The organism is Paenibacillus cellulosilyticus (genome assembly GCF_003182255.1).
Classification (GTDB): Bacteria; Bacillota; Bacilli; order Paenibacillales; family Paenibacillaceae; genus Paenibacillus_T; species Paenibacillus_T cellulosilyticus.
This window is the reverse complement of the sequence record NZ_QGTQ01000024.1, coordinates 55,133-80,207: the sequence shown is the minus strand read 5'-3', so window position 1 is coordinate 80,207 and position 25,075 is coordinate 55,133. Positions and strand designations below refer to the sequence as shown.

General features: G+C 51.7%; 23 protein-coding genes. 19 read left to right on the top strand and 4 right to left on the bottom strand.

Going from position 1 to position 25,075, the window contains the following annotated elements; translation table 11 throughout:
- Nucleotides 1-23: 23 nt before the first annotated feature.
- Nucleotides 24-866, bottom strand: a complete 843-nt coding sequence (locus DFQ01_RS22955; RefSeq protein ID WP_146216918.1) for a hypothetical protein — start codon at nt 864-866, stop codon at nt 24-26.
- Nucleotides 867-1,072: 206 nt separating this feature from the next.
- Between DFQ01_RS22955 and DFQ01_RS22950 the strand changes: the two genes are divergently transcribed.
- The 10 genes from DFQ01_RS22950 (at nt 1,073) to ilvD (ending at nt 11,464) form a co-directional block, all read left to right on the top strand.
- The gene (locus tag DFQ01_RS22950) at nt 1,073-2,599 is read left to right on the top strand and encodes a spore germination protein (protein WP_245946836.1); all 1,527 of its coding nucleotides are present in this window, start codon (nt 1,073-1,075) and stop codon (nt 2,597-2,599) included.
- On the top strand, nt 2,596-3,804 hold the full coding sequence (locus DFQ01_RS22945; RefSeq protein ID WP_110046255.1) for a Ger(x)C family spore germination protein: 1,209 nt from the start codon (nt 2,596-2,598) through the stop codon (nt 3,802-3,804). Before DFQ01_RS22950 ends, DFQ01_RS22945 begins: the two co-directional genes overlap by 4 nt.
- A 13-nt stretch (nt 3,805-3,817) precedes the next feature.
- Entirely contained in the window at nt 3,818-4,048 is a 231-nt protein-coding gene (locus DFQ01_RS22940; protein ID WP_245946835.1) for a hypothetical protein, read from the top strand.
- A gap of 16 nt (nt 4,049-4,064) precedes the next feature.
- Entirely contained in the window at nt 4,065-5,186 is a 1,122-nt protein-coding gene (locus tag DFQ01_RS22935) for a GerAB/ArcD/ProY family transporter (protein WP_110046254.1), read from the top strand.
- 33 nt (nt 5,187-5,219) lie between these two features.
- On the top strand, nt 5,220-5,981 hold the full coding sequence (locus DFQ01_RS22930; protein ID WP_146216917.1) for a hypothetical protein: 762 nt from the start codon (nt 5,220-5,222) through the stop codon (nt 5,979-5,981).
- A gap of 18 nt (nt 5,982-5,999) precedes the next feature.
- Nucleotides 6,000-6,473, top strand: coding sequence for a hypothetical protein (locus DFQ01_RS22925; protein ID WP_110046252.1), 474 nt, complete (start codon nt 6,000-6,002; stop codon nt 6,471-6,473).
- Between the two features lie 28 nt (nt 6,474-6,501).
- Complete coding sequence (locus tag DFQ01_RS22920; RefSeq protein WP_110046251.1) at nt 6,502-7,725, top strand: MFS transporter; 1,224 nt, start codon at nt 6,502-6,504, stop codon at nt 7,723-7,725.
- Between the two features lie 86 nt (nt 7,726-7,811).
- Nucleotides 7,812-8,933: a GNAT family N-acetyltransferase gene (locus tag DFQ01_RS22915; protein WP_110046250.1), complete on the top strand. Its 1,122-nt coding sequence runs from the start codon at nt 7,812-7,814 to the stop codon at nt 8,931-8,933.
- 154 nt (nt 8,934-9,087) lie between these two features.
- Nucleotides 9,088-9,753 carry a GntR family transcriptional regulator gene (locus DFQ01_RS22910; RefSeq protein ID WP_110046249.1) on the top strand — a complete coding sequence of 222 codons (666 nt, stop codon included), beginning with the start codon at nt 9,088-9,090 and terminating at the stop codon, nt 9,751-9,753.
- 19 nt (nt 9,754-9,772) lie between these two features.
- The gene (gene ilvD / locus DFQ01_RS22905; protein WP_110046248.1) at nt 9,773-11,464 is read left to right on the top strand and encodes a dihydroxy-acid dehydratase; all 1,692 of its coding nucleotides are present in this window, start codon (nt 9,773-9,775) and stop codon (nt 11,462-11,464) included.
- Between the two features lie 66 nt (nt 11,465-11,530).
- Here ilvD and DFQ01_RS22900 read toward each other — a convergent pair whose 3' ends face one another.
- Nucleotides 11,531-12,490: an acetylxylan esterase gene (locus DFQ01_RS22900; protein WP_110046247.1), complete on the bottom strand. Its 960-nt coding sequence runs from the start codon at nt 12,488-12,490 to the stop codon at nt 11,531-11,533.
- Between the two features lie 320 nt (nt 12,491-12,810).
- On the opposite strand from DFQ01_RS22900, the gene DFQ01_RS22895 reads away from it, so the two are divergent.
- Nucleotides 12,811-14,910 (top strand): methyl-accepting chemotaxis protein, encoded by a 2,100-nt coding sequence (locus DFQ01_RS22895; protein ID WP_110046246.1) that lies wholly within the window; start codon nt 12,811-12,813, stop codon nt 14,908-14,910.
- Between the two features lie 66 nt (nt 14,911-14,976).
- Here the strand turns inward: DFQ01_RS22895 and DFQ01_RS22890 are convergent, their stop codons facing one another.
- Entirely contained in the window at nt 14,977-15,783 is an 807-nt protein-coding gene (locus DFQ01_RS22890; protein ID WP_174812862.1) for a CAP domain-containing protein, read from the bottom strand.
- A gap of 206 nt (nt 15,784-15,989) precedes the next feature.
- On the opposite strand from DFQ01_RS22890, the gene DFQ01_RS22885 reads away from it, so the two are divergent.
- The 8 genes from DFQ01_RS22885 (at nt 15,990) to DFQ01_RS22850 (ending at nt 23,744) form a co-directional block, all read left to right on the top strand.
- The gene (locus tag DFQ01_RS22885) at nt 15,990-17,354 is read left to right on the top strand and encodes an AraC family transcriptional regulator (RefSeq protein ID WP_110046245.1); all 1,365 of its coding nucleotides are present in this window, start codon (nt 15,990-15,992) and stop codon (nt 17,352-17,354) included.
- A gap of 85 nt (nt 17,355-17,439) precedes the next feature.
- The gene (locus tag DFQ01_RS22880; RefSeq protein WP_110046272.1) at nt 17,440-17,856 is read left to right on the top strand and encodes a VOC family protein; all 417 of its coding nucleotides are present in this window, start codon (nt 17,440-17,442) and stop codon (nt 17,854-17,856) included.
- 16 nt (nt 17,857-17,872) lie between these two features.
- Entirely contained in the window at nt 17,873-18,112 is a 240-nt protein-coding gene (locus DFQ01_RS22875) for a hypothetical protein (protein WP_110046244.1), read from the top strand.
- A 128-nt stretch (nt 18,113-18,240) separates the two neighbouring features.
- Nucleotides 18,241-18,999, top strand: coding sequence for an MOSC domain-containing protein (locus DFQ01_RS22870; RefSeq protein ID WP_174812861.1), 759 nt, complete (start codon nt 18,241-18,243; stop codon nt 18,997-18,999).
- 128 nt (nt 19,000-19,127) lie between these two features.
- Entirely contained in the window at nt 19,128-19,853 is a 726-nt protein-coding gene (locus DFQ01_RS22865) for an ankyrin repeat domain-containing protein (RefSeq protein ID WP_146216916.1), read from the top strand.
- A gap of 675 nt (nt 19,854-20,528) precedes the next feature.
- Nucleotides 20,529-21,701 (top strand): acyltransferase, encoded by a 1,173-nt coding sequence (locus DFQ01_RS22860; protein WP_174812860.1) that lies wholly within the window; start codon nt 20,529-20,531, stop codon nt 21,699-21,701.
- 110 nt (nt 21,702-21,811) lie between these two features.
- Entirely contained in the window at nt 21,812-22,762 is a 951-nt protein-coding gene (locus DFQ01_RS22855; RefSeq protein ID WP_110046240.1) for a CapA family protein, read from the top strand.
- Nucleotides 22,763-22,919: 157 nt separating this feature from the next.
- A complete protein-coding gene (locus tag DFQ01_RS22850) occupies nt 22,920-23,744 on the top strand; it encodes a YEATS-associated helix-containing protein (protein WP_110046239.1) in 825 nt (274 codons plus the stop codon).
- A gap of 34 nt (nt 23,745-23,778) precedes the next feature.
- Here DFQ01_RS22850 and DFQ01_RS22845 read toward each other — a convergent pair whose 3' ends face one another.
- Nucleotides 23,779-25,005 carry an MFS transporter gene (locus DFQ01_RS22845; protein WP_110046238.1) on the bottom strand — a complete coding sequence of 409 codons (1,227 nt, stop codon included), beginning with the start codon at nt 25,003-25,005 and terminating at the stop codon, nt 23,779-23,781.
- Nucleotides 25,006-25,075 lie beyond the last annotated feature (70 nt).

Here is a 25,075-nt window from a genome sequence, read left to right as displayed (position 1 = left end):
CATACTCAGGGCAGCCTTAGCTTTTAACGCTCCACGCTGTTCAGCTCGTGAAAGGCATGCTTGGACTTCACAAGCAGCCAAGTAATCATCAGGTGGCAGATCATGAAGATCGGATAGAACAGCCAAAGTGAAATGTAGATTCGCATAATCCCTGCTGCGTAAAGCGTAATCTGAATAGCAGTCACGACAGCTAGGGCGGCAGTAATCCAGCGGAGAGAAGTTGTAATGAAGATTGTGGATGCAAGAATAAGGCTCGTTGCCATAATGAATAAAAATCTCACAAATATGTCATCTCTCGTCGGATTAGCGAACAATCCAATATGAAAAGCGCAAGTTCCAGCAAGGGACATGGCAAAGCCTAGTGAGTCGCATAGACTTACAGAGAACAGCACCATAGATAAATAGCGGAACAGCTTCGAGCCAAGCACGGTCTGGCTAGCCCAGTAGCGCGAAAGCCAGAAGAAAACGATAATTAATACGAAGGTATACGACAGTCTCCACCAATGGTGTTCATAGATGCCGAGTCGTAGGAACAGCCATTCAACGCCGATGAAAAATAGTGCGGATACGATGAACCATACAAAACGAAGACGAAAGGTGATGATCGTGATTCCTGCAACAGGAACGGCACAGAAGTTGGATACAAACGCGCCGAACATACTATCCAAGTACGCATTATCAATCAATTTCGGATAATAGACGTAAGAGTTGAACAGCACTAGAATGACAAACTCGAACACATAGATTAGACCGGCGAGGGCGAGGAACCATACGAGCGTTATATAGGTTCTAGCATAATAAAAGGCATAGATCAGCGTCACGACAGATAGGAAAATCAAAATCAAGTATGGCACAGCATTAGGCATGACGATTGAATTCCCCTTGCTCGACAGTGGTATGAATGCTTCTACACGATATCCCTCAACATCCTCAAATTTCCTGATGTCATCATTACCCGATAGGTACAATCTTATTCTTGCTTGAATTTGGTGCATGATATGGTCGGCGTTTAGAAAAAATAACCTCCGTTAATAATGGTCGTTAACAACGAAGACGACAGGAGGGATGCGCGATGCCGATGAATACGACCTTGAAAACGCAGGCCTGCCTGGAAACTAATCTGGAAAGTAACATTGAGGAAATTAGAAAGCAAACCCATTACAGTGATGACCTCATCATCCGCAAAGTACGGGTTGGAGCAGAAGGACATTCGATCCAGATTGCGCTCTTATATTTCGATGGATTATCAGACGAGAGACAAATTTATCAATTTATATTAGAGCCGCTGATGCAGGAACGAGTCACGACGGAAGGGCATCAAGGTTCCGAGCTGCTTGATCTGCTAATGGACTCCATTCTGGCGGTTGGACAAATAAGTAAATTCAACAGCCTGGATTCGGCGGTGCAATCGCTGATGAAAGGCTATGTTGTCGTTGTTGTAGATGGCTGCATCGAAGGGTTTCAAATTCCTATGGCGGGATGGGAGCAGCGGGCCGTCACGGAACCGACGAATCAGACCGTTATTCGGGGGCCGAAGGAAGCCTTCACGGAAAACATCCATGTCAATATTGCTTTGATCCGCAGGATCGTTAAATCCCCGAATCTTGTGCTCAAAAATCATACGATCGGAACAGTGACACAGACGAACGTGTCCACGATGTACATGGAAGGTCTTGCGCCGAAAGAAGTCATTGATGAAGTTGTTAGACGGCTTCAATCGATCGAAATCGATGCGATTCTGGAAAGCGGTTATATCGAGGAATTCATACAGGACGAGACGTATACGATTTTCCCGACCATTATTAACACGGAGAGGCCCGATACGATTGCTGCCTCCCTGCTTGAGGGCAGAGTTGCCATCTTAATCGACGGAACGCCGCATGTGCTGCTCGTACCGAGTCTATTCATCCAGTTCTTCCAAGCAGCCGAAGATTACTATCATCGGGCTGACATCAGTACAATCATTCGGGGGCTACGCTATTTCGCGTTGTTCATCGCTACGCTTGTACCTGCCTTGTACATCGCTATTACAACGTATCATCAAGAGATGATTCCGACACAGCTGCTGATCAGCCTCGCCGCACAGCGCGAAGGGGTGCCGTTCCCCGCATTCGTCGAAGCGATCATCATGGAAGCGACCTATGAGATATTGCGCGAAGCCGGGGTACGTATGCCGAGGGCGGTTGGACAAGCTGTTTCCATTGTCGGAACGCTCGTTATCGGGCAGGCGGCTGTTGAAGCAGGGATCATTTCGGCCAGCATGATTATTGTCGTATCGATTACAGCCATATCAAGCTACGTGATTCCTGAATTCGATATGTCGATTGCAGTCCGGATCAGTCGGTTCTTCTTCATGGGTCTTGCCGCAGCCTTCGGCATGTTCGGTATCTTCATCGGAATTGTCGCTATACTGCTGCATTTGACCAGCTTACGTTCCTTCGGTGTCCCTTATATGTCGCCGGTAGGTCCTTTCCATTTCAGCGATCAGAAGGATGTCATTCTCCGGGTTACGCAGCGCAAAATGAATACAAGGCCAAGCATGTTCGGCAAGCTGAATCCGTTCCGGCAGCCTAATCCTAGAAGGTCGAAGCGATCATGAGGACTTGGGCTAATCGCTTCCTATGCATTGTGCTTGCTCTGTCTCTGACTCTAACGCTGACGGGCTGCTGGGATCGGAGAGAATTGAATGAGATCGCAATCTCGGTTGGACTCGGAATCGATAAGGTTGGTGACCGCTATCGCGTAACGGTCCAGGTCGTACAGCCAGCAGAGGTCGCAGCGTCCAAAGGCTCGGCAGGCTATTCGACGCCGGTTACGACATATCGAGCGAGCGGCGCTACGATTTTCGAAGCGATCCGTAAGATGACAACCATCAGTCCCCGAAAAATATATGCCTCTCATCTTCGGGTTGTCGTAATCGGGGAAGAGCTGGCGCGAGAAGGGATTGCAGATGCATTGGATTTGATATCGAGGGATTATGAGCTAAGGATGGACTTCTATGTGCTTATAGCAAAAGATACGAATGCAGAAGATTTGCTGGAGCTGCTCACTCCGCTCGATAAAATTCCAGCCAGCAAAATATTTAATTCCATTCAGGTTTCGGAGAAGGCATGGGCGCCTGTATCTGCTGTCACGCTGGATATGTTCATCAGGGACTATGAGAGCAAAGGAAATAACCCCGTGCTCAGCGGCATTAAAGCTACAGGCAATGAGGAAAAGGGAAAACAAAAGAGCAATGTGGAGAAGCTTCAGCCCGATGCGCGATTGCGCAACAATGGACTTGCCGTATTTCGCATGGATAAATTGATCGGTTGGATGAGCCAAGAGCAGAGCAAAGGCTATAACTACATTATCAATCGTGTGAAGAGCACCGTAGGGCATGTTCCTTGCCCGAGTGGTGACGGTAATGTCGCGCTGGAGATTATTCGCTCGAAGTCCAAGATGAGGACGGAAATTCGTAACGGCAAACCGCATCTAACCGTCGACCTGCGAGTGGAGGAGAATGTGGGTGAAGTGATGTGCAAGATGGATATAACGCAGGAGGGTGTCATCGATTCGTTAGAGCATGAAGCTGAACAGTCGTTGAAAGACATCGTAGAACAAACGATAGAAGCGGGTCAGAAAACGTTCAAGTGTGACTTCTTCGGCTTCGGCAATGCACTTCATCGCAGCAATCTCAAAGCATGGAAGCAGATGGAGAATGACTGGGACGAGCATTTTGTTGAGGCATCGGTTACGGTTACGGTAAAAGTCGACATTAAGCGAACCGGTACGATCGACAATTCGTTCACTCACGATGGGTAAAGAGGGATAATGGATGATGTGGTTCATTGCAGGGATTATCATAATCGTCGGATTTTGTTTCATCATTGAAATCCCTTCCCTGATGAAATTCAAGAAGGATCTGTGGACCTTCGTCGTTGCTATGCTGGTGGCTACTGCGCTCAGTCTAGTCTCGGTACGACATGTCCCCCTTCCGAATCCGTTAGATTGGGCGGCCGTTATATTCGAGCCGATAGGGGAATCGATGAAGAGAACCTTCGAGTAACGATCAGGAGAGTGGGATGGCCTTGCTTGATAACGGAAAAATAAATGGTCGTCAATTAATGGTGCTTGTTTTCTTATATTCGGTCGGCACGACGGTCCTCGTCATTCCTTCAGGATTAGCCAGTATCGCAAAGCAGGATGCGTGGATCGGCGGGCTTGTCGGCATCCTGCTCGGGATGTTGACCGTTGGCTTATATGTCATGCTGTGGCGGATGTATCCGGACAAAACGTTTGTTGGTATTTGCGAAGCGGTGCTTGGGAGGTGGGCGGGGATCATCATCTCGCTGATTTATTCCTTGTATTCGTTCATCGGAACAGCGACCGTGTTGTTCTATGTAACCAATTTTTTTCAAATTCACTTTTTGCCGCGTACGCCTGTTGTGTTCACCTGCATATTGTTTGCCATCATTGTGGTCATGGGGACTCGAATGGGATTGGAGTCAATCGCGAGAACGTCGGAGCTGATGCTGCCCTGGTTCCTTATTCTATTCTTCGTTCTCGTCACAACCCTCACGCCGCAAATTAACATAGACAATATGCTTCCTATCTATGAAGCAGGTACGAAGTCGGTTATCTGGGCTGGAATTACGTTTGCTGGCACCGCTTATATGCCAATGGTATTTTTATTCGCATTGCTGCCAAGGGTGCAAGATCGTCAGATGAATTTGGCTCGCATGGGACTTTTCCTTGCTGCGTTAGCAGGCGGGCTATGCGTCGTGTTCGTTACGCTGCTGTGTATATGGATTCTGGGTCCTGATATTACGATGAGAAGCATATTTCCGAGCTATGCTTTGGTTAAGAAAATAAGCATCGGGAACTTCATTCAGCGAATTGAAGCGATATTAGCAGGCTTGTGGTTTATTACGACCTATATGAAGACGACCTTCTACTTCTATTCATGGGTCACGAGTTTATCGGAAATACTGCGATTAAACAACTATCGAACGCTTACGTTACCGTGCGCGATCATGATGATCATTTTCTCGCAGATCGTTTATCCGAATGTCATCTATATGCAGCACTGGGATTCGATCGTTTTTCCCCCTTATATAATCGCGATGGGGATAGTCATTCCTGTCGTACTATGGGTTATCGGGCTAATGAGGGGAGCGGGGAAAGTATCCGCCAGTCAAAAATAATAGACGAGGAATGTGACGGATGAAATGCAGCGCATGACGGCACCTAAGTTCCCCCGAAGATATTCGAGTGTCACAACGGGATTCAATTTCCATCAGATTTGGGCTCGTAATCCATGGGTCGTTGCATGGTGGTCCGCTGCCTTTCCTGGATTCGGACATCTGCTGCTTGGCTACTATACCAAAGGATTTGTACTGATCGCATGGGAGTTCTTCATCAATACGAAGGTTAATCTCAACGAAGCGATGGTGTACTCTTTTGTCGGTCGATTCGAAGCAGCTGATGATGTATTAGAGCCGAGATGGCTTCTTCTGTACATCCCGATTTATTGTTATTCGATATGGGACAGCTATTCCAAAACGATCGAACTGAACAAACATTATCTATTAGCGCAGAGCGAGCCGGAGCCCATCAAGCTGTTCGCTATGAATGGGTTCACTATAACACTGCTCGATAAAAGATCGCCGCGACGCGCGCTGATTTGGTCCATGCTCTTCCCCGGACTAGGCCATCTCTATCTCCAACGGCTGCCAAGTGGAGCATTTATTGCTGTTAGCTGCATCGCGATCTCATACTACGCTCATCTGGTGGAGGCAGTTGTGCTCATCATTCGCGGCTCACTGGAACAGGCCCGAACCATTATTGATCCAGAATGGTTTAGCTTCTTTCCGTCGATGTATTGCTTTGCTGCTTACTCAGCGTATGTCATGGCGGTGGAAATGAATGAGATGTACGAGCGGGAGCAATGCCAATACTTCCGAACCAAGGTACAGCCTCCTGATTACCAACTGCTATAGATGATAGGAAGCGAGGAATTGCCATTGCACATTATCGCAGCATTCGAACCGTCCGATGATTTGGAGATGGCAATATTAGCGTTGGAGCGGGACGGAATCCAGAAGCATCAAATCGCCGCTGTTCCGATGGAATCGACAGCGGCTAAACCGAGCCTGCAGCATTCTATATACCGTGGAAGCGGCAACGGTGCCTTCGATGCGGCAGCTGTTATCGGTACGATTTGCTCCGTCCTAGGCGCATCCTTTGGTTTTGATCTCAAATGGGGACCTGTCCTATGGGGGCTTATCGGCTTAGGGATCGGTGCTCTCATCGGTTATATGCTGAATAAGCTGTTCGCCAATCGATACAATGAAGCGACACCGAGTTCAAGTGTAAAAGCGTCTGTCATTCTAATTGTTCGGTGCCAAGAGAGTGAGTCGAGAAAGGTGAGCGGGATTCTGAGGCAGTTCTCCGCGATCAGCATCGGAACGTTGAATGGTCGTGAAGCTTGATCACAAGAGCAAGGTGGAGGTTTCTCGTATGGCCATTTTATTGAAGAAGCAAGGCGCCATCCTTATTCTCATGTTAAATCTGTTCCTCGTATTTACCGGGGTTGGACTTGTCATACCCATTATACCGATGTTTATGGAGGAGCTTGGCATAACGGGTTCGGCGGTCGGCCTGCTCGTCGCAGCCTTCTCGCTGACGCAGTTTCTGTTCTCGCCACTGGCGGGACGATTGGCTGACTCCAATGGGAGGAAGAAGATGATCTTGATCGGTATGATCATCTTCGCCGTATCGGAGTGGTTGTTCGGAATTGCGGGATCGTCCATGCTGCTATTCGTCTCGCGGATGCTCGGCGGCATTGCCGCTGCATTAATAATGCCCGCCGTTATGGCGTTCGCAGCGGACGTTACCTCCGAGGAGGACAGGGCAACGGGTATGGGCTATATTACAGCATCCATTACGACGGGTTTCATCATTGGCCCTGGCATTGGCGGCTATGCAGCCGAATTCGGTGTACGTGTGCCATTCTTCGCGGCTGCAGTGGCAGGGCTTATCGCAGCCTGCGTGACGCTGCTGTTCCTGAGGGAGTCCAAGCTGGAACGATCGGCTGCATCAGCTACTGCTACTGCTGCTGCTGCTGCTCCTGCTCAAGAACGCGGCAATTTGTTCGTGCAGTTGATGCGTTCATATCGCGCGCCTTATTTTCTAGGCTTGGTTATCGTATTTGTCATGTCGTTTGGACTTGCGAATTTCGAGACGTTATTCAGCATGTTCGTCAATCAGAAATTCGGATTTGGGCCTAAGGATATTGCCTTTATTCTAACGTTCGGCTCGATCGCTGGCGCGGTCGTGCAATTGACGGCGTTCAGTTGGATTCTAAACCGTTTCGGCGAGCGCCGGGTCATCTCGATCTGCCTGCTCTTGTCCGGCTTGTTCATCCTATTGACGTTGTTCGTTCATAAGTATTGGTTGATCTGCGCCGTTACGTTCATCGTATTTTTGGCGACGGATATTCTTCGTCCTGCAGTCAGCACTCAGATGTCGAAGCTGGCGAAGGATCAGCAGGGCTATGTGGCAGGCCTTAACTCCGCATTCACCAGCCTTGGCAATATCATTGGGCCGATCGTGGCGGGAGCGCTGTTCGATATGAATATCAATTTCCCTTACCTGCTTGCTTGTATCGTCCTTGTCCTCTGCTTCGGGTTATCGCTTCGGGCAGGGAAACGAGAAGGTCGGAAGTCGAAGATGGCGGCTTGATCATTCCTATTCGATGGAGCAGGAGACTGGCCGCTGAATCCGAATTGTTAAGTAAGACGACTTAACAATTGAGGAGCACGAAGACAATGGCTGAATACAGAAGCGCAAGGCCTGAAGAAAGAAACGAGTATATTGATCTCGCGAACTATGCTTTTGGTGCGGACTTCGAAACGCTTCTTCCCAAAGTATATGGTAAGGGCATCGATTCCTCATCTCTGCAAATGGTTGCTGTCGACGAGCAGGGCAGGATGCGCGCGCTAGTGGCGGTTCTGCCAGAGCGGTTGAACGTATGCGATCACAAGCTGCAAACCGGGTACTTGGGCACCGTGTCCGTGCATCCTCGTGCGCGCGGCGAAGGGCATATGAAGGTGCTGATGAACAGCTGGCTGGAGAGACTGAGCGAAGAAGCGTACGATATGATCGTACTGGCGGGCCAGCGTCAGCGTTATGAGTATTTTGGCTTCACCCTTGGAGGCGCGAGGGTCAAGCATACGGTCACTCAGGACAACATTCGTCATGCGCTTAAGGATACGAATGCGGAAGGCATATCCTTTTGTCCGCTGTTTGAAGCTGAAGGAGCAGTGGCTTTGGCGCAGCGGCTGAATACTTCGCGGCTGGCCCATGTGGAGCGGGCTGCGCAGATACTGCCTCAAATTATGAAGACGTTTAATCTTAATCCGCTAGGAGTGCTGGAAGCGGGCAGATTGATTGGTTATTTGCTCGTGAATAAAGAAGGGAACGAGATTTCGGAATTGGCGCTGGAGCATCCGGATCAAATTGTACGGACAATTAAAGCTTATATGGCTAATCAGGAGGTATGGCGGGTTACCGTCAACTCGCCGGATTACGATAAGGCACTCAATGCACAGCTGGGTGAACTTGCGGAAGAGTGTGTCATCGAGACATCCGATATGTATAACATTTTGGATTTTGCTAACGTAGTAGAAGCCTATTTAACGCTAAAGCACCGGTCTACGGGACTTGTAGCAGGAGAATTCTCTGCCGTCATGGATGGTCAACCCGTTACAGCGCGCGTTGATGAGCATGGCGTGACAGTGGAACGTACGGCTAAGCCTGATGCAGTAACGCTCAGTAAGCAGCAAGCGCAGAAGCTGCTGCTCACGCAGCATAGCCGGTATATGGAGGTCGGCGCACCTGCTGGCTGGTTCCCGCTGCCTCTGTTTTGGTATAAGACGGATAAGTTCTGATTGGTTTATAAAATAGTCTCGTTCGATGTGGCAACAGCGGCAGTCAGGACCGGAATTTCGGCTTCTTGACCGTCGCTGTTTTTTTGTACTTGAATTTGATATGCAATATGCGATATATTGCATATAACAAACGAATGAACGAAGGATGATAACCATGCCAATCCCAACCAATTACGTCTCGCCTCTACGAATGTCTGCGAAAGAACGCGCTTTGTCGCAAATTCAGCGTTGGATCATTGATGGTACGCTGCAGCCCGGCGAGAAGCTGTTCGATGCGGAGCTAGCCGACTCGTTAGGCGTCAGCCGCACACCGATTCGGGAAGCGCTGCAGCTGCTGGAGGTGCAGGGGCTCGTCTCTACCCGTCCGGGCAAAGAAACGATTGTAACGGTCATTGAGAAGGACGATATTTTCAAAATGTACCCGACGATGGCGGCGCTCCAAGCGTTAGCGGCGGAAGCAACGGCGCAAGTAATCTTGCCCGAGCAGATCGAGCAGCTGAAGGCGATCAATGAAGAGTTCGCGGCTGCGATCAAGAGCGGGCAGGCGTACCAAGCAATGGAGACGGATGAGCAGTTTCACAACCTGATCATGGAGCTATCGGACAATCCGTACGCTGCATCGTTCAGCGCTTCGCTCCAAATTCATATCCGCCGGTTCAAGTATGTGTTCCTGCAGCAATCGATGACGGCAACCGGCGCTTCCGTTGAAGAGCATGCTGCCATTATTGAAGCCTTCGAGCAGAAGGATAGTGAGCGGGCGCATGCACTGATGAAACAGAATTTTATCCGTCCGATGCAGGAGCTTCACGGATTACTCTAATGAGATAGGAGCGAGGACAATGGGAGAGCACAAAGATTTGCGTACGCGCAGTAAAGTGATCAGCGAAGGTGTCAATCGGGTGCCGAACCGCGCCATGCTGCGGGCTGTCGGGTTCAACGATGATGATTTCAAGAAGCCGATGATCGGCGTTGCGAGTACATGGAGTGAGGTCACGCCATGCAACATGCACATTCATGACCTAGCGGTTCAAGCCAAACGCGGGGTACGGGAGAACGGCGGGGCACCGCTTATTTTCAACACGATCACCGTATCGGACGGCATCTCGATGGGGCATGAAGGAATGTTCTTCTCGCTGCCAAGCCGGGAAGCGATTGCGGATTCGATCGAGATTGTAACGGGTGCTGAGCGGTTCGATGCGCTGGTCGCAATTGGCGGATGTGATAAGAACACGCCGGCCTGCCTAATGGCGATTGGCCGAATGAACATTCCGGCTGTTTATGTGTACGGGGGAACGATCCAGCCAGGGAAGCTGGACGGCAAGGACGTGGATATCGTTACGGCATTCGAAGCGGTTGGCAGCTACCACGATGGCCGAATGAACGATGAGCAGCTGCATAAAATCGAGTGCAGCGTCTGCCCGGGTCCAGGCTCCTGCGGCGGTATGTACACGGCTAACACGATGGCGGCAGCGGCGGAAGCGATGGGAATGAGCCTGCCTGGCTCTTCCTCGACACCGGCGATTTCGCCGAACAAGGCGGTTGAATGTGCCGAAGCGGGCAAGCAGGTGCTGGCGCTGCTGGAGAAGGATATTTATCCGAAGGACATCATGACGAAGGAAGCGTTCGAGAACGCCATTACGGTCGTCATGGCGCTTGGCGGCTCGACGAATGCGTTCTTGCATCTGCTTGCGATCGCGCATTCGGTTGGGGTCGATCTGACGCTGGACGATTTTGAACGGATTCGCGTTCGCGTACCGCATCTGGCCGATCTGAAGCCAAGCGGCAAATATGTGATGCAGGACTTGAACGATATCGGCGGCGTGCAAGGGGTCATGAAGATGCTGCTCGCAGAAGGACTGCTCCATGGGGATTGTCTGACGGTAACGGGCAAGACGCTGGCGGAGAACCTGGCGGATGCCGAGCCGCTGCAAGCGGAGCAAGCGATCATCCGACCGATGGATCAACCGCTTAAGTCAAACGGTCCGCTTGTCGTGCTAAGGGGCAACCTCGCTCCAGATGGGGCTGTAGCCAAAATGTCCGGCATGAAGAAGACGCGTTTCGTCGGACCAGCGAAAGTTTACGATAGCGAGGACGATGCGACGCAGGCCATTCTGCGAGATGAGATTCAAGCAGGGGACGTACTCGTTATCCGCTACTGCGGACCAAAGGGCGGACCGGGCATGCCGGAGATGCTGTCGGTTACGGCACTTATCGTGGGCAAAGGGCTAGGCGGCGAAGTCGCGCTCATGACCGATGGCCGTTTCTCGGGCGGTTCACATGGCTTCGTGGTCGGCCACGTCTCGCCAGAAGCGCAGGTAGGCGGACCAATCGCGCTGCTGAAGACCGGGGACACGGTCGTGATCGACAGCGAGACGCAGCAGATCAGCTTCGACGTAACAGACGAGGAGCTGACGGAACGTGCAAGCGCGTGGGTACAGCCGCCGCTCAAGTTCAAGACAGGCGTGCTCGCCAAGTATTCGCGGTTGGTTGCATCTGCCTCCAAGGGAGCGGTAACGGATTTGATCGAATAATGCGTATCAGCGGCAAAAAAACTCGGAGAAGCATGGTGGCATGCTCTCTCCGAGTTTCTTTTATTTCTATTTCTCCAAGAAGAACTGCATCGTCCGGTCGCCGCAGCCTGGCAGATGCTCGTGGCCGAAGTCGGGATAGATGACGTACTGCTTTGGCGCCGTCATCTTGTTATACGCAGCGAACTGCGTGGATGGCGGGCAGATCGTGTCCATCAGGCCGACGAACATGAGTACTTCGCCGCGAATGCGTTCTGCTAGATACTGAAGGTCGATATAGCCGAGCTTCTCGAAAATCTCATCTTCCTTCTCATGCAGCGGATCGAAATGGCGGAAGAATGTGCGCAGCTCTCCGTATGCGTCCTTGTCGAGATCCATTTCCCATACGCGTTTGTAGTCGCAGAGGAACGGGAATACAGGTGCAAGCTTCTTCACACGAGGCTCAAGCGCCGCACAGGCAATCGTTAAGGCGCCCCCTTGCGAGCCGCCCATCGCATAGACGCGATCGGGATCCACCTCTGGCAGTGCGAGCGCGATCTGCGCCAGCTGTGCCGTATCGAGGAAGATATGGCGGAACAGCAGGTTGTCGGGATGGTCATTCAGACCGCGGATAATGTGGCCGTTGTGCGTAGTGCCTCGGACACCGCCAACATCCTCCGAGTAGCCGCCTTGGCCGCGGCAATCTAATGCCAGCACGGAGAATCCGAGAGATGCGTAAGCCAGCTTCTCGTTCCAATCGCCAGCGTTGCCAGTGTAACCGTGGAATTGAAGGACAGCCGGATGACGGCCTTCTACGTTCCTCGGACGAACATATTTGGCATGAATACGAGCGCCTCGGACGCCCGTGAAATAAAGATCGAAGCAATCCGCCTGCGGCGTCTGGAACGAACTCGGAATGAGCTCGACTTGCGGGTCAACGGCACGAAGCTCGTCCAATGCCCGGTCCCAGTAAGCATCGAAATCCGCTGGACGAGGGTTTCTTCCTTCGTACGTTTTCAACTGCTCTAGGGGCATATCGATCGTTGGCATTTACAACATTCCTCTCGGTTTGCTAGGGTAGGTCTGACTCTATTTCGTATTATAGGTTGAGAGCGTCCATTTGGGTACCGGGCTTTTTCTAGAAAAGCCTAGTTAGTAACAGCGATCAGATCTAATGTTGGTCCTTTTTGTGCTTAACATTTAACCCAATTAATTAGCAACTATAAAAAGAAGGTAATTTTTAATAAAAAACAGGTAATATTTTGTGATTCGACTAAATTATTGTGTTGTGTAGTATACAATATTTTGGAAGAATGATATAATTTATCCGCCTAATAGACTATAAATATTCCGGGGATGATGAGATCGCGATGAACACAATGCAGGCGAGTTCGAGAAAGCGGTTATTCGGGAATGGGATGTCTAATCCAATGCAGTCCATCGGTATGAAGCTGTTTTTGATCTTCTTTATTGGCATTGTAGTGTTTGTTATGGCGGTAGGCGTCGTCTCTTATCAGATGGCGAAATCCACCATTAAGGACAAAGTGGTCGACAGCTCCGTTTCGGCAATCTCGCAAGCGGGGAGCAAGCTGGACATTGTCCTTAGCAACTATGCGCTTGAGACGAAGCAGTTCGTTGCGGATTTCTCGATGACGGAGTCATTGGAGGCACTCGTGAATCCGAAATCGGAAGCGCTTGCAAAACTGAATGCGACGAACAAGCTGCAAACCAAATTCGAAGAAATGATTTATACCGATTCAGCGATCAAGTCTTTAAGCATGTTATTAACCAATGGCACGAATATTAGTACAGATAGCAATGCGGAGTCAGTGGCCAGCTTGAGAGAGACGGAGTGGTTCAAGGCAGCATCAAGCGCACGCGGTGAACCGCAGTGGATCGCAACCGAGCAGAAGGGCGTTATCGCGCGCGACGGAGCGGGGCCGACGTTTGGTATTGCTAGATTCGTAACAAGCCCGTCGGGTGAAGAGATTGGAGTGCTCGTCCTTGAGCTGAAATACGAGATGCTGGCGAATCTGCTGTCTGACTTGTCCTCCAATGTGCAGGATGGCAATAGCGTGATCATCATTAACCCGGTTTCAAATACAATTATGTACGCCGATGGCTCGGGTGACAGCTCTGGGTGGCTTGGACAAGCTTCCGTCGTTCAACTGCCGCCGAAGGCGCATACGGGATCGTTCGAGGGCGCGGACCAACGCGGCGAGCAATCGCTTGTCGTTTATTTCGAGTCGACGACGACGGGATGGAATCTGATCAATATGTATCCGACCGACATTCTCGTGAAGGATACGCGTACGATTCTGAACCTGACAGGCGGCATTGCGATTCTGGCTGCGATCCTGTCCGTCTTCATTGGCCTTGGCATGGTTCGAATGGTTGGACAGCCGTTGGCGAAGATGAGCAAGCTCATGAAGCAGGGAGCGCAGGGCGATTTGCAAGTTCGAGCATCGTTCCAAAAAAGGTCAGACGAGATTGGTGAGCTCGGAAGCAGCTTTAATGAGATGATGGAAAATATCGCGGCTCTCGTCGTCCAGACGAATCAATCCGCGAACCAGGTGGTCGGCAACTCGAGAGTGCTGCTGGATTCATCGCGCAAAACAGCTGACGCGGCGAAAGAAATTTCGCTGGCGACGGAGGAGATTGCAAGCGGGGCGGCGATGCTTGCTGTGCAGGCGGAGCAAGGCACGGGCCTGACCGTGCAGATCGGTCAGCAGCTGCAAGAGGTCATTACATCCAATGAAGCAATGTATGAACTCGCACAAGAGGTTCGCCAAGTGAGTGAACAGGGAGCGGTCTATATGAACTCGCTGCGCGCGAACACGAAGCAAACCGAACAAAGTATATCGTTAATGATTAATAAAGTAAATCAATTACAGGAAAGCACGTCTTCGATCCGTTCCATGCTCGTTGCGCTTGAACAATTGACGAAGCAGACGAACATCCTGTCTCTGAACGCGACGATTGAGGCGGTACGTTCCGGCGCGAACGGCGGCAAAGGCTTCATGGTTGTTGCTAGCGAATTCCGCAAGTTAGCGGAGCAGTCGAAGCGGTCCATTGAGATGGTGAATGAAATTACCGACTCGATTCAAGCAGACATTCTTTCGACCGTTGATGCACTGGACGAGGCACGGCCGATTTTCCAAGAACAGATTGCGTCAGTGAAAGAGGCGGACATGATTTTCACACAGGTACATCAGCAGATGACTGCTTTCATGAATCGGCTTGGCGGCGTCACGGCGTCGATTCAGCAGTTGGATCAGTCGCAGGTTACATTATCTGAGCTTATGAGCACAGTCAGCTCCGTGTCCCAGCAATCGTCGGCGACATCCGAAGAAGTGGCCTCGCACAGCGTCGAGCAATCCGGCGTCAGCAACGGACTCGTTGATCTGGCAGAGCAGTTGGAGCAAGTATCGGAGAGCCTGCATCAATCATTGGCGAGATTCACGGTATAAACATTAGGGACGAAGCGGCTGCTTCGTCCCTTTATTGTGGCTAATCATTCGCTGCATTAATCCTAATCAGCCCGTAAATTCTTGCACCCAAGCGCCATTGTAGTAGCCGATGCCGATCTTCGTGTAGCTGCTGTTCAGAATGTTCGCACGGTGACCAGGGCTATTCATCCAGTCATTCATAACTTGATCTGCACTGGATTGCCCTTTCGCGATATTCTCGCCTGCCGTACGGTACGAGATACCGAACTGCTTCATCATATCAAACGGCGAACCATAAGTCGGCGAAGTATGGGAGAAGTAGTTGTTGTTGATCATATCCTTCGCCTTCACGAGCGCCACATTCGAGAGTGCACTGTCCATTGTTAGCGCGCCGAGACCGGCGTTTTTACGCTGCGTGTTGACCAGTGACAGCACCTGCTGCGCCTGAGTTGAAGCCGTCGTGTTGGATGGTGCTGACGGCGTAGCTGGCGTCTTCGTCGGCGTGGACGGTGTTGTTGGAGTCGATGGAGTAGATGGATAATTGTAGTTGTTACCTGTACCGTAATTGTTGCCTGTTCCGTAGTTGTTACCCGTACCTGTCGTTGGGAACTGGAAGTTCGGGTTCCAATTGTTTAAATTACCGCCGCCACCGATGACGATCCAGCGCTGCTGCGGCGACGATGTCGACATCGAGCGGTAGCCGGAGCTAGTGCCATGCGTTGAGATCGACGATGATTGCGAAAGATGGCGTGCAGGTGTCACAGAGCTCGTATTCATCCCTGTACGGATCGGTGTTGCTCCATCTCGTGATTTAATCGTCGTAGTTCCATTATGTGTCGTACAGCCAGATGCCAGCGATAAAATAATAATTGCACTCGCGATTTGCTTTTTCATCTTGAGTAAAGCACCTCATTTCTGTTGTGGTACGCTTAATGTCTCCTGCCCGAGATGGGGCTATGCTGTAGGTTTTCTGGTGTTAAAGCACATCATCGCTACCTGTGCCAATGTGATAAAAAATGATACTTCAAATCAGGAATAATTTGTTATGATTTGCTCATGAACTTCATGGACTGCAGCCTTGGCGGCAGAAGGGAGGAGCCATGCGGACAGCTGAGCTTGTGCAGCGCGCCATCGACTTTATTGAAGAGCGGCTTGATGAGCCGCTGACGCTTGAACAGATTGCGGAAGCGTCTGCATTGTCTGTGCCGCATTTATATAGGATGTTCTACGCGATGACGGGACATCCCATTAAGGAATATATCCGCAAGCGGCGGACGAACGAAGCAGGATGCTTATTGCGACAGACCGATATGGCGGTTATCGATGTCGGTTTTCAATGCGGGTTCGATTCGTATCAGACCTTCCTCAAAGCATTCAAACGCACGACCGGCTTGACCCCCGGCATGTATAGGCAGTCGGAGATGATCTATAGCTTCGAACGTATTCGCCTGAATGAACGTGTTGCGTACTTGGAGCAGCGAGATGTATCGGAACGGTATCCCGATGTCAGCGTCATTCGATTGAGCGCGGAACAGGGGATCGGTTTCCTGTACTCGGCTGAGCAGGAAGAAGGAATCGAAGAGGCGGCACTTGAAACGTTCCGTATACGCTTAGTGAAGGCTGGCTTCGAAGCAGGCCGATTGCGAATATTCGGCTGGAACGTCGATTCAGAAGAACAAGGCTTTGGATATCAGTTAATCGCGGTGAGCGATGGCGGTACTCGGCATGCGGTTGAGGAAGCCGAGCGGGAGCGACTCGAATTGGCTCCAATGAATCTCCCTGGCGGCTTGTACGCGATGACCCGAACACCGTATGGATCTGCGCAGACGATTGTTGCAGCATGGAACCGACTGTTATCGGAATGGCTGCCGCGCAGTACATTTGCGCTTGGAGGGCATGGCATGTTGGAAGAATACGTCCAGCTGAATGGGAACATCGCCCGGATGAAGCTGTATCTTCCCGTCAGACGCAGCCAAGAGACCGACCATATCGAGGTGGTCTGGCGGCATCCCATTCGTGTTGCGTCCTTCCGAGCCGTCGGCAGTGATCGGGTCAAACAGGCTGACGAGGCTTCAATCGAATGGCTGCGGCGCAGCGGCGCAGATTCGAATCGGAATCTTCTTGTTTATATGACGGGCAGCTGTGAGGCGATTGCGGAAGAGGAAGCCTATGAAGTCTGCTTCGCACCGACAGATGTATGGGATAATCTCCCATTACGGAAGGGTGATCCACAAATAAAGGAGCTGGCCGGCGGGCTGTATGCATGCTTGAAATGCGAGGCATACGGCTTCATGACAGGCGTGCTTGAACGGATTTACCGCTGGCTGGGAGCATCGGTTAATTATGAGCTGGACGTGGAGCGAGATTGGTACGCCAGCTACGGAAACGGTTATGCCAGCGATGGAAGCATCATTGCTGTATGTTACGTACCTGTACAATCGACTCAAGCGAAATCGGAGGCATAGACGCATGACGAACTCCATACCACAACACCATGATTCACCGGAGGGCTATAAACCTTTTACAGCGCCAAGAGCGCTGAAGATGATAATGGGAGGCATTCAAATGTGTGAGAATCAGCAAGTTATGCCAGAAACGAGCCCGATTAAAAACAAGGTGGGCAGCATTTTCGTTCCGGTTACGGATATAGAGCGTTCCCGTTCTTGGTACTGCCGTGTGCTTGGCTTGAATTCGGATGACTGCGAAATTATCGCTGGGCACCTATGTCCGCTGCCGATGGAAGGTACAGGTGTTATCTTGGATACGATGCCAATGTGGGGAGGCGATCAGCCTGGTGGCGCGCCGCCCGTTCAGACGCCGGCCTTTATGTTCATGACAGCCGATCTGGAAGGCTCGTTGGCCTATATGAAGAGCCTTGGAGTTGAGCTTGTTACCGAGATCGAGCATAATCATTGGTTTGTAGTGAAAGACCCGGACGGCAATAAGCTGATGATTACTCGCGAGTAATCATGGAAGGCCAACGGTGATCGCTATGAATTCTCAACAAACGAACGCTTATACCGTGGAATATCAAGATTTGTACGGCATTACCTATTATGACGAGGTGCTGGCAAGCAGCATTGGCGATGCGGAAAGACAAGTTCGGAGCAAGCGTCCAGAGGCAAGCATCCGAGCGATTACGTTGAACCCCAAGATCGATGACGAAGGTCGTACAGTTGAAAGCATAAGCAGTATCGATGGGGATTCATCCGCCGCGCATTAGCGCGGCTTTTCTTATTGTACAGGTACAGCTGGAATAGGTTATGATCTCTCATGGGAACAGACATACTGATTCCATAGAGCATCGAGGTTCGTAAGCTTCAACTTGATCCAATGGAGAGGAGCAGCAAAGTGACGCATACATACATCGGACAAATTACGCATTTGACGCGTTATCCGGTCAAGTCGATGGCAGGCGAGACGCTGCAGCGCGCACCGATTGCAGCTTATGGCATGTACGGCGATCGGAGCCACGCGTTGATCGATAATGATAAGGAAGGCTGGGACAGCTTCATTACAGCACGTCAGTATCCGCATATGCTCAGCTATACCGCTTCACTGCCAGACGGCGGCGGAACGGAGGCGGCTTTTCCAGAGGTACAAATTACAGCGCCGGATGGACGCATGCTTCATTGGACAGATGACTTGTTAGAGGAGCTTGGCGGATTCCCGAACCGCTCGATTTCATTAAAGCGTCATCGTCCAGACAGCAAAGAGCTGCTGTCTGTCGATGCTGGCGGACTGCTGCTCATTACGGATCGTTCGCTGCGGAAGATCGAAGAGCGACTAGGTGGTCCGGTAGATCCGCGCCGTTTCCGAGCGAACATGATGATTGCGCTGTCTGAAGATGCTGTCGAAGACGAATATGAATGGGTGGGTTCGCGTCTTCATCTTGAGGACGGCACTGTGCTAGAGGTTGTCGAGCCGTGCGAGCGATGCATTCTCGTGACGATTGATCCTGATACGCGTGAACGGAACAAAGAGGTACTGCTAGCGGTGAGAGATGTGATGAGCCTGAACTTCGGCGTCTATGCATCGGTCATCCGTACAGGCGAAGCCGCGGTAGGCGATAAGCTGTATATCGAGAAAATAGAGACGGTCTCTATATAAACGACCATCGAACATCAGCAGCAGTCTGGGGATCCAGCGAGCTGCTTTTTAATTGAGAATCGATGCGCAATTGTATAATTTTTCATATCGTCAAACCGGCATAAAAAGGATATGATGGATGGGGTCAATTGAAATTGAGAATGGTAACCAATAGAGGAGAGCTGCCGAACATGTACACCGTGGGCTTGCGGATGGACCTGCTAATGGCCATCAAACATAAGGATTTGGAAGCGCTGTATCCCTTGCTGGACAGTGGCATCGATCTTAATCCGCCCTCGATGGAAGGGACTTATTTGAGCTGGGCATGGGGTAAGTTCGGCAGCTATGATTTTGATATTGTGAAGCGGCTTATCGCGCATGGCGCAGCGCTTAACGATGCTACTTACCCAGCAATTATTTGTGCTGCGGGACGTGGTAAGCTTGATGAGTTGGCTTATGTCGTCGAGCGGGGTGCCGATGTGAATGCGGTAGATGAAGCGGGACATTCGGCGCTCTGGCATGCGGTATACGGAGAATGCGCTAAGGAAGTCCAGTGGCTGATTGAGGCAGGACTTAAGCTGGATCGGCATGGAGAGCAGGCGCTTCAGTTGGCAGCGTCAATCGGCCATCTGGCGATCGTGAAGCTGATCATCGAACGCGGCGTGCATTGCGACGCGCGAACGGTCGGCGATGCCGATCGCTCGTATACGCCGCTGCATCAGGCGGTCATGTATGGTCATGAGGAGACGGCTGCGTATTTGCTCGAACTAGGAGCGAACCCGGCGCTGTACAATGATTTTGGCCAAAATGCGTACGACCTCGCCAAGCTGAACAAGCTGCCAGCGATGATGCTGCTGGTTCAGCGGTACGAATAGCTCGGATGAACACTAATAAACCGTTCTGCGGCTGAGCCGTGGAACGGTTTATTTGTGCAATTAGATCGATTCCGCCATAAATCAACCGCATCGGCTCCATCAAGGACTGGTCTAGGTACGTTCGATTGAGCGGGGCACATTGAGTTGTGTCTAGATGAGTCCCCACGTCCGGCACACGGTTCGGTGCGCCTGAGTTGCTGTGTGCGAGGGCTCGCTTTCGTCCCGCGGGACGGCTGGCCATTATTATAGCACAACATTTGGATGTCCTTTCGTTCTCTCCAAATCTCTCACCGACTGAGGTATAATGAATTTTTCATCTTTCATCTTTCATCTTTCGACTTTTTTATTTTGACTTTTGTCTTTTATATTCGTCTTTTCCAATAGCGGTTCTTAGATCCCGCAGGGATCAATCCGTAGGAGCGCCACCGTAGAGCGTGTCCCGCAGGGACGAAAGCGAGCACCAGCACACATTCACCCAGGCGCATCGAACAGTAGGCGGATGTGCTAAGGTACCTAGTCACAGTCGCACAATCCCATTCCATCCGACGTATCTAGACCAGTCCTCAGGGGGTCCAAGGGGCACCGCCCCTGGGGCCCTCCCCTTAGGAGGGGAGGGTTTGGGTGGGGTGGATCACTGGTGGGGTGGGTTATTTTCATTGAAAGGAATCTATCAAATTGAAAAATAAAACACGCAAGCCACGCATCTCTGAGCTCGATACGCTGCGCGGCGCTGCCTTCCTTGCCGTTGTGCTGCAGCATGCGATTGCACACTATTTTCCACTGCCCGCGACAGGGCTTGGCGACGGTGTTCTGCTAGGAGTACTGCTCATTGCGAGCAAGTTCGCGGTCCCGCTGTTCGTGTTCATGACCGGGATGTCGCTGTTCTACAGCTACGATGGCGAAGTTCCATACTTGAATTTCATACGCAAGCGGCTGAAGGATATTGCGCTGCCGTATTTGCCATGGGCGCTGCTTTACGCGATTGAGTTCCAGCATGTGCAGCTGCTAGATTCATCGGGGTGGCAGAAGCTTGGCCTTATGCTGTTCACCGGCAAGGCATCCTATCATCTATGGTATGTCGTCATGGTATTCCAGCTTTATCTCATCTTCCCGCCGCTGCAGCGGCTCGTGAAGCGGGTGCGTCCGCGGTCCTTCGCAGCGACGATGGGCGTTCTCGCACTGTTGTTTGGTCTATACCTCATTCTGATGGAGCAGGGCGGGGCCATCTATCGTACGGCTGTGGCATGGGATGTGCCGGTGCTCGGTCCGTATTTTGCCAAATATCTCGATCGCAACGCACTCATGTATTTCTTCTATTTCGCAATGGGAGCTGTGGCAGCGTTCTACGTGGAGCAGTGGCGGGCGTGGCTCATCCGACTGCGGTATGCGATCCTGACTGCTTTCGCTGGAATGGCGATCTATTTGCTGTACGTTGTCGTGGCGCATTTTCAACTCACGCCGCAGGTCGTCATTCGTTACCATGATCTCGGACTGCTGAATCCGCGCATGGCGGTGTTCTTGACGCTGTCGGTGCTGACTATTTATATCGTGGCGATGCAATGGGAGCAAGGGGCTCCTGGCTGGCTTCGCAAAATAATGGCCTGGCTCGGCGCCTACTCCTACGTCGCCTACTTGGCGCATGCGTATGTGCTGAAATATATGGAGCGCGTCGCAGATAGTCTGTTCGGCATGGACGGGTCGGCGTCGGCGCGGACGCTTGCCGCCTTCATCTTCAGCGCAGCAGGAGCGGCGCTCATCGCTTATGCATTGCGACTAGCGGCTCGTTCACTCAAGCGGATAAGGCAGATCAAAACGCAGCAAGCAAACGAGAAGTCGGCTGCACTATAACAGCCAAGGAAGATGGGCGTGTGACCTCGGGTCATACGCCCATCTTGCAAGCAAGGGGGGCTCCTGCTGAATAGGGTATACAGACCATCATACCCGAAGGAGGCCCCTTAGTGACGACGATCACGATTGCTGCTGTCGGCGATTTGTTGATGAAAGCACCGATTATTGCATCGGCGCGTCTCGACGGCAATGGGCAATATGATTTTGACCCGATGTTCGAGGGCGTAAAGTCGGAGCTGCACAATGCGAACCTGCTGATCGGCAATCTAGAGACGACGTTCTCTGGCAAGCCGCGCAAAGCTGGTAAATATGAGACGCGGGCTCCGCGCACCGGCTATCCGGCATTCAACTGCCCGGATGAGCTGGCCGGTACGTTGAAACGGCTTAGCTTCGACGTGCTGACGACGGCGAACAACCATTGTATGGACGGCGGAACTTCAGGTCTCAAGCGAACGCTGAATGTGCTTGACCGGCATAAGCTGAAGCATACGGGGACGGCGCGCTCCTCTCGGGAGGCCCGCCGCTACTTGGTGATGGACGTGAAGGGCATTAAGGTCGGCATTCTATCGTACACGACCGGTACGAATTCGATTCCGTTCCCGCGAGCTTATCTCGTCAACAAAATCCGTCTTGGACGCATCGCGGCCGACATCAAGGCGATGAAACGGCGGGCTGATTTCGTTATCGTCTGCCTTCACTTCGGTCTTGAATTCCATCGTTCTCCGAATGCACGTCAGAAGAGCATCGTGAGCGCCGTATTGAAGTATGGCGCGGATGCGATACTTGGCGCACATCCGCATGTGCTGCAGCCGGTGAAGGTGTCGAGGGTGAAGGATGGCAGGGGCGTAGTGAAGAAGCGTGTTGTCGCCTATTCACTGGGCAACTTTATATCGACACGCCTGCGTAAGAACGTCCATACGCAGCGAGGTCTGATTTTGAAGATGAAGGTGGAGAAGGATGAGAAGGGACGGACCCGCTTAGTCGGCGTGTCCAAGATCCATACGAAGGTGGACAGCCACGGCGAGATCGGCAGCCGCACGTATCGGGTTGTGCCGATGTAACCGGCGTGATCATGAAACAGCAACAATCCGGCAGACGGCTCTGGCGGATTGTTTGGCATGGCGTGCAACGGCGTAATTTTGCCGACAAGAAGAATCAATTGGACGGCAATCCAATAAGTTATAGCATGCATGTACATAGGCGGAAGGAGTGATTAAGGTGTGGGATCACATCGTGTTTGTGGCAACGATGGCACTTGCCGGCATCGTCGGAGGGGCAGCGAGCTATTTGCTCTCTTCTTCACAAAATGATCATACGCCTGTATTCCGAGACAGAGTGTTCTACCGAACGGTGTTTATTGGACTCGTAGCTTCTTTTCTCGTGCCGCTCTTCCTTCAATTGATCTCAAGCAATCTTATCGATAACACGCTGGCAGATGACAAGCTCGATTTCAACAACTTATTGATTCTAGGCAGCTATTGCCTTATCGTCGCGATTTCATCCCGCAAATTCATCGAGATGATTACGAACTCTACGCTCGACAAGCTGAACACGAAGGTTGATGCCCTTAGCGGTGATGTGGCGACGATCAAGGATGCGCATACGGAAGAGGACAGTGTAGAGCCTGATGATTCAACCGATGAAACGTTGAAGGCTTCAGCGTCGGAGAGCGATGCGGGGGAAACAAACAGAGCAAATGGAACGAACGGCAGCGATTCGGCAACGACGGACTCCCTGCAAGCGATGAGCACAGGTACGCCTACAATCATCGGGTCCCCGCAAGCTTCAACCACCAAGGGGCCGCAATTAAGTCCTGCCGATCATGCTCGATATCGGGTATTGAAGGCGCTGACCAAGTCCGCTTACATGTTCCGGTCAATGGATGGCATTCGGACCGATGCGGGACTGCCCGAATCGACTGTGAACGAGACGCTCCGCCAGCTGCTGGATGAGAAGCTTGCATCGCAGAGCTTCAGCACGCAGGGCATACGATTTAACATTACGCCGTCTGGCAGGGAGCGTCTTGCACAGTACACTGGTTAATGGATTACTGATCGATGTGGCATCAAATTGTAACTTACGCTTCTTGGCTTCGTCCCATCATTTTGGAATCCTTCGGCAGTAGGAACGCGAGTACGCCGAGCAGCGGGAGAAACGCACATACCTTGATCATCGGTGCGACGCCGGTGTGGTCCATGATGGAGCCGAGAAGGACCGAACCGAGACCGCCCATGCCGAACGATAGGCCAAAGAACAGACCGGAGATCATGCCGACCTGGCCGGGCAGCATCTCCTGCGCATAGACGATGATGACCGAGAAGCCGGACATCAGAATCGCACCAATCGCGAAGCAGAGCAGAATCGAGCCGATCGGGCTGGCGTAAGGAAGCAAGAGCGAGAACGGTGCCGTACCGGCGATCGAGAACCAAATGATTCTTTTTCGACCGAACCGGTCCGCGAGCGGCCCGCCCAGCAGCGTGCCGATCATGCCTGCGAATTGCAGGGCGAATAACGATACTTGCGCGCGTTCCAGCGATAAGCCGTATTTCTCCATGAAGTAGAATGAATAATATCCCGTCATGCTGGCTATATAGACGAATTTGGAGAACAGCAGCAAGACTAGAATCCCAAGCACGAATACGACGAAACCGCGGGAGAAGCGGCGATCATTGCTCGATACGGTTACGGTTTTCTTGCCCGTCACTGCCCGCAGCTGCATATGATCACCGTACCATCTGCCGATATACCATTGAATCATAATGCCGAGGACGGCTAGCAGTGTGAACCACAGGAAGCCATGCTGCCCTTGCGGTGTAATGATGAAGGCGACCATGAGCGGCGCGAGCGCTTGACCGGTGTTGCCGCCGACTTGAAACACGGACTGTGCCAGCCCTTTGCCGCTGCCCGCGACGAGATGCGCAACGCGTGACGATTCGGGGTGAAGCACAGAGGAACCAATACCGATGAGGGCGGCAGACAGGATCAGCATCCCAAGACCTGGGGAGATCGCAAGTCCAATCATGCCGAGCAGCGTGAATACCATGCCAACTGGCAGCAGTCCCGGCATTGGCTTACGGTCGGTGTAATACCCGATGAGCGGCTGAAGGATCGACGCGGTAATGTTCAGCGTGAAGGCGACCCAGCCGATCTGGGCGTAGCTGAGGTGGAGCGATTGTTGAAAAATAGGAAACACGGCAGGGACTGCGTTCTGCATGGCATCATTAAGCAAATGCGCCATGCTGACGCCAAGTAAGACGAGATTGGCCGTTTGTCTAGTCGTTACGGCCACGGCGGGTTGAGACATTGCGATCACCTTTTTCGTTTTTTTCCTATCGTAACGAAATCAGGAGAACCCGTCTTTACGATAATTGCTT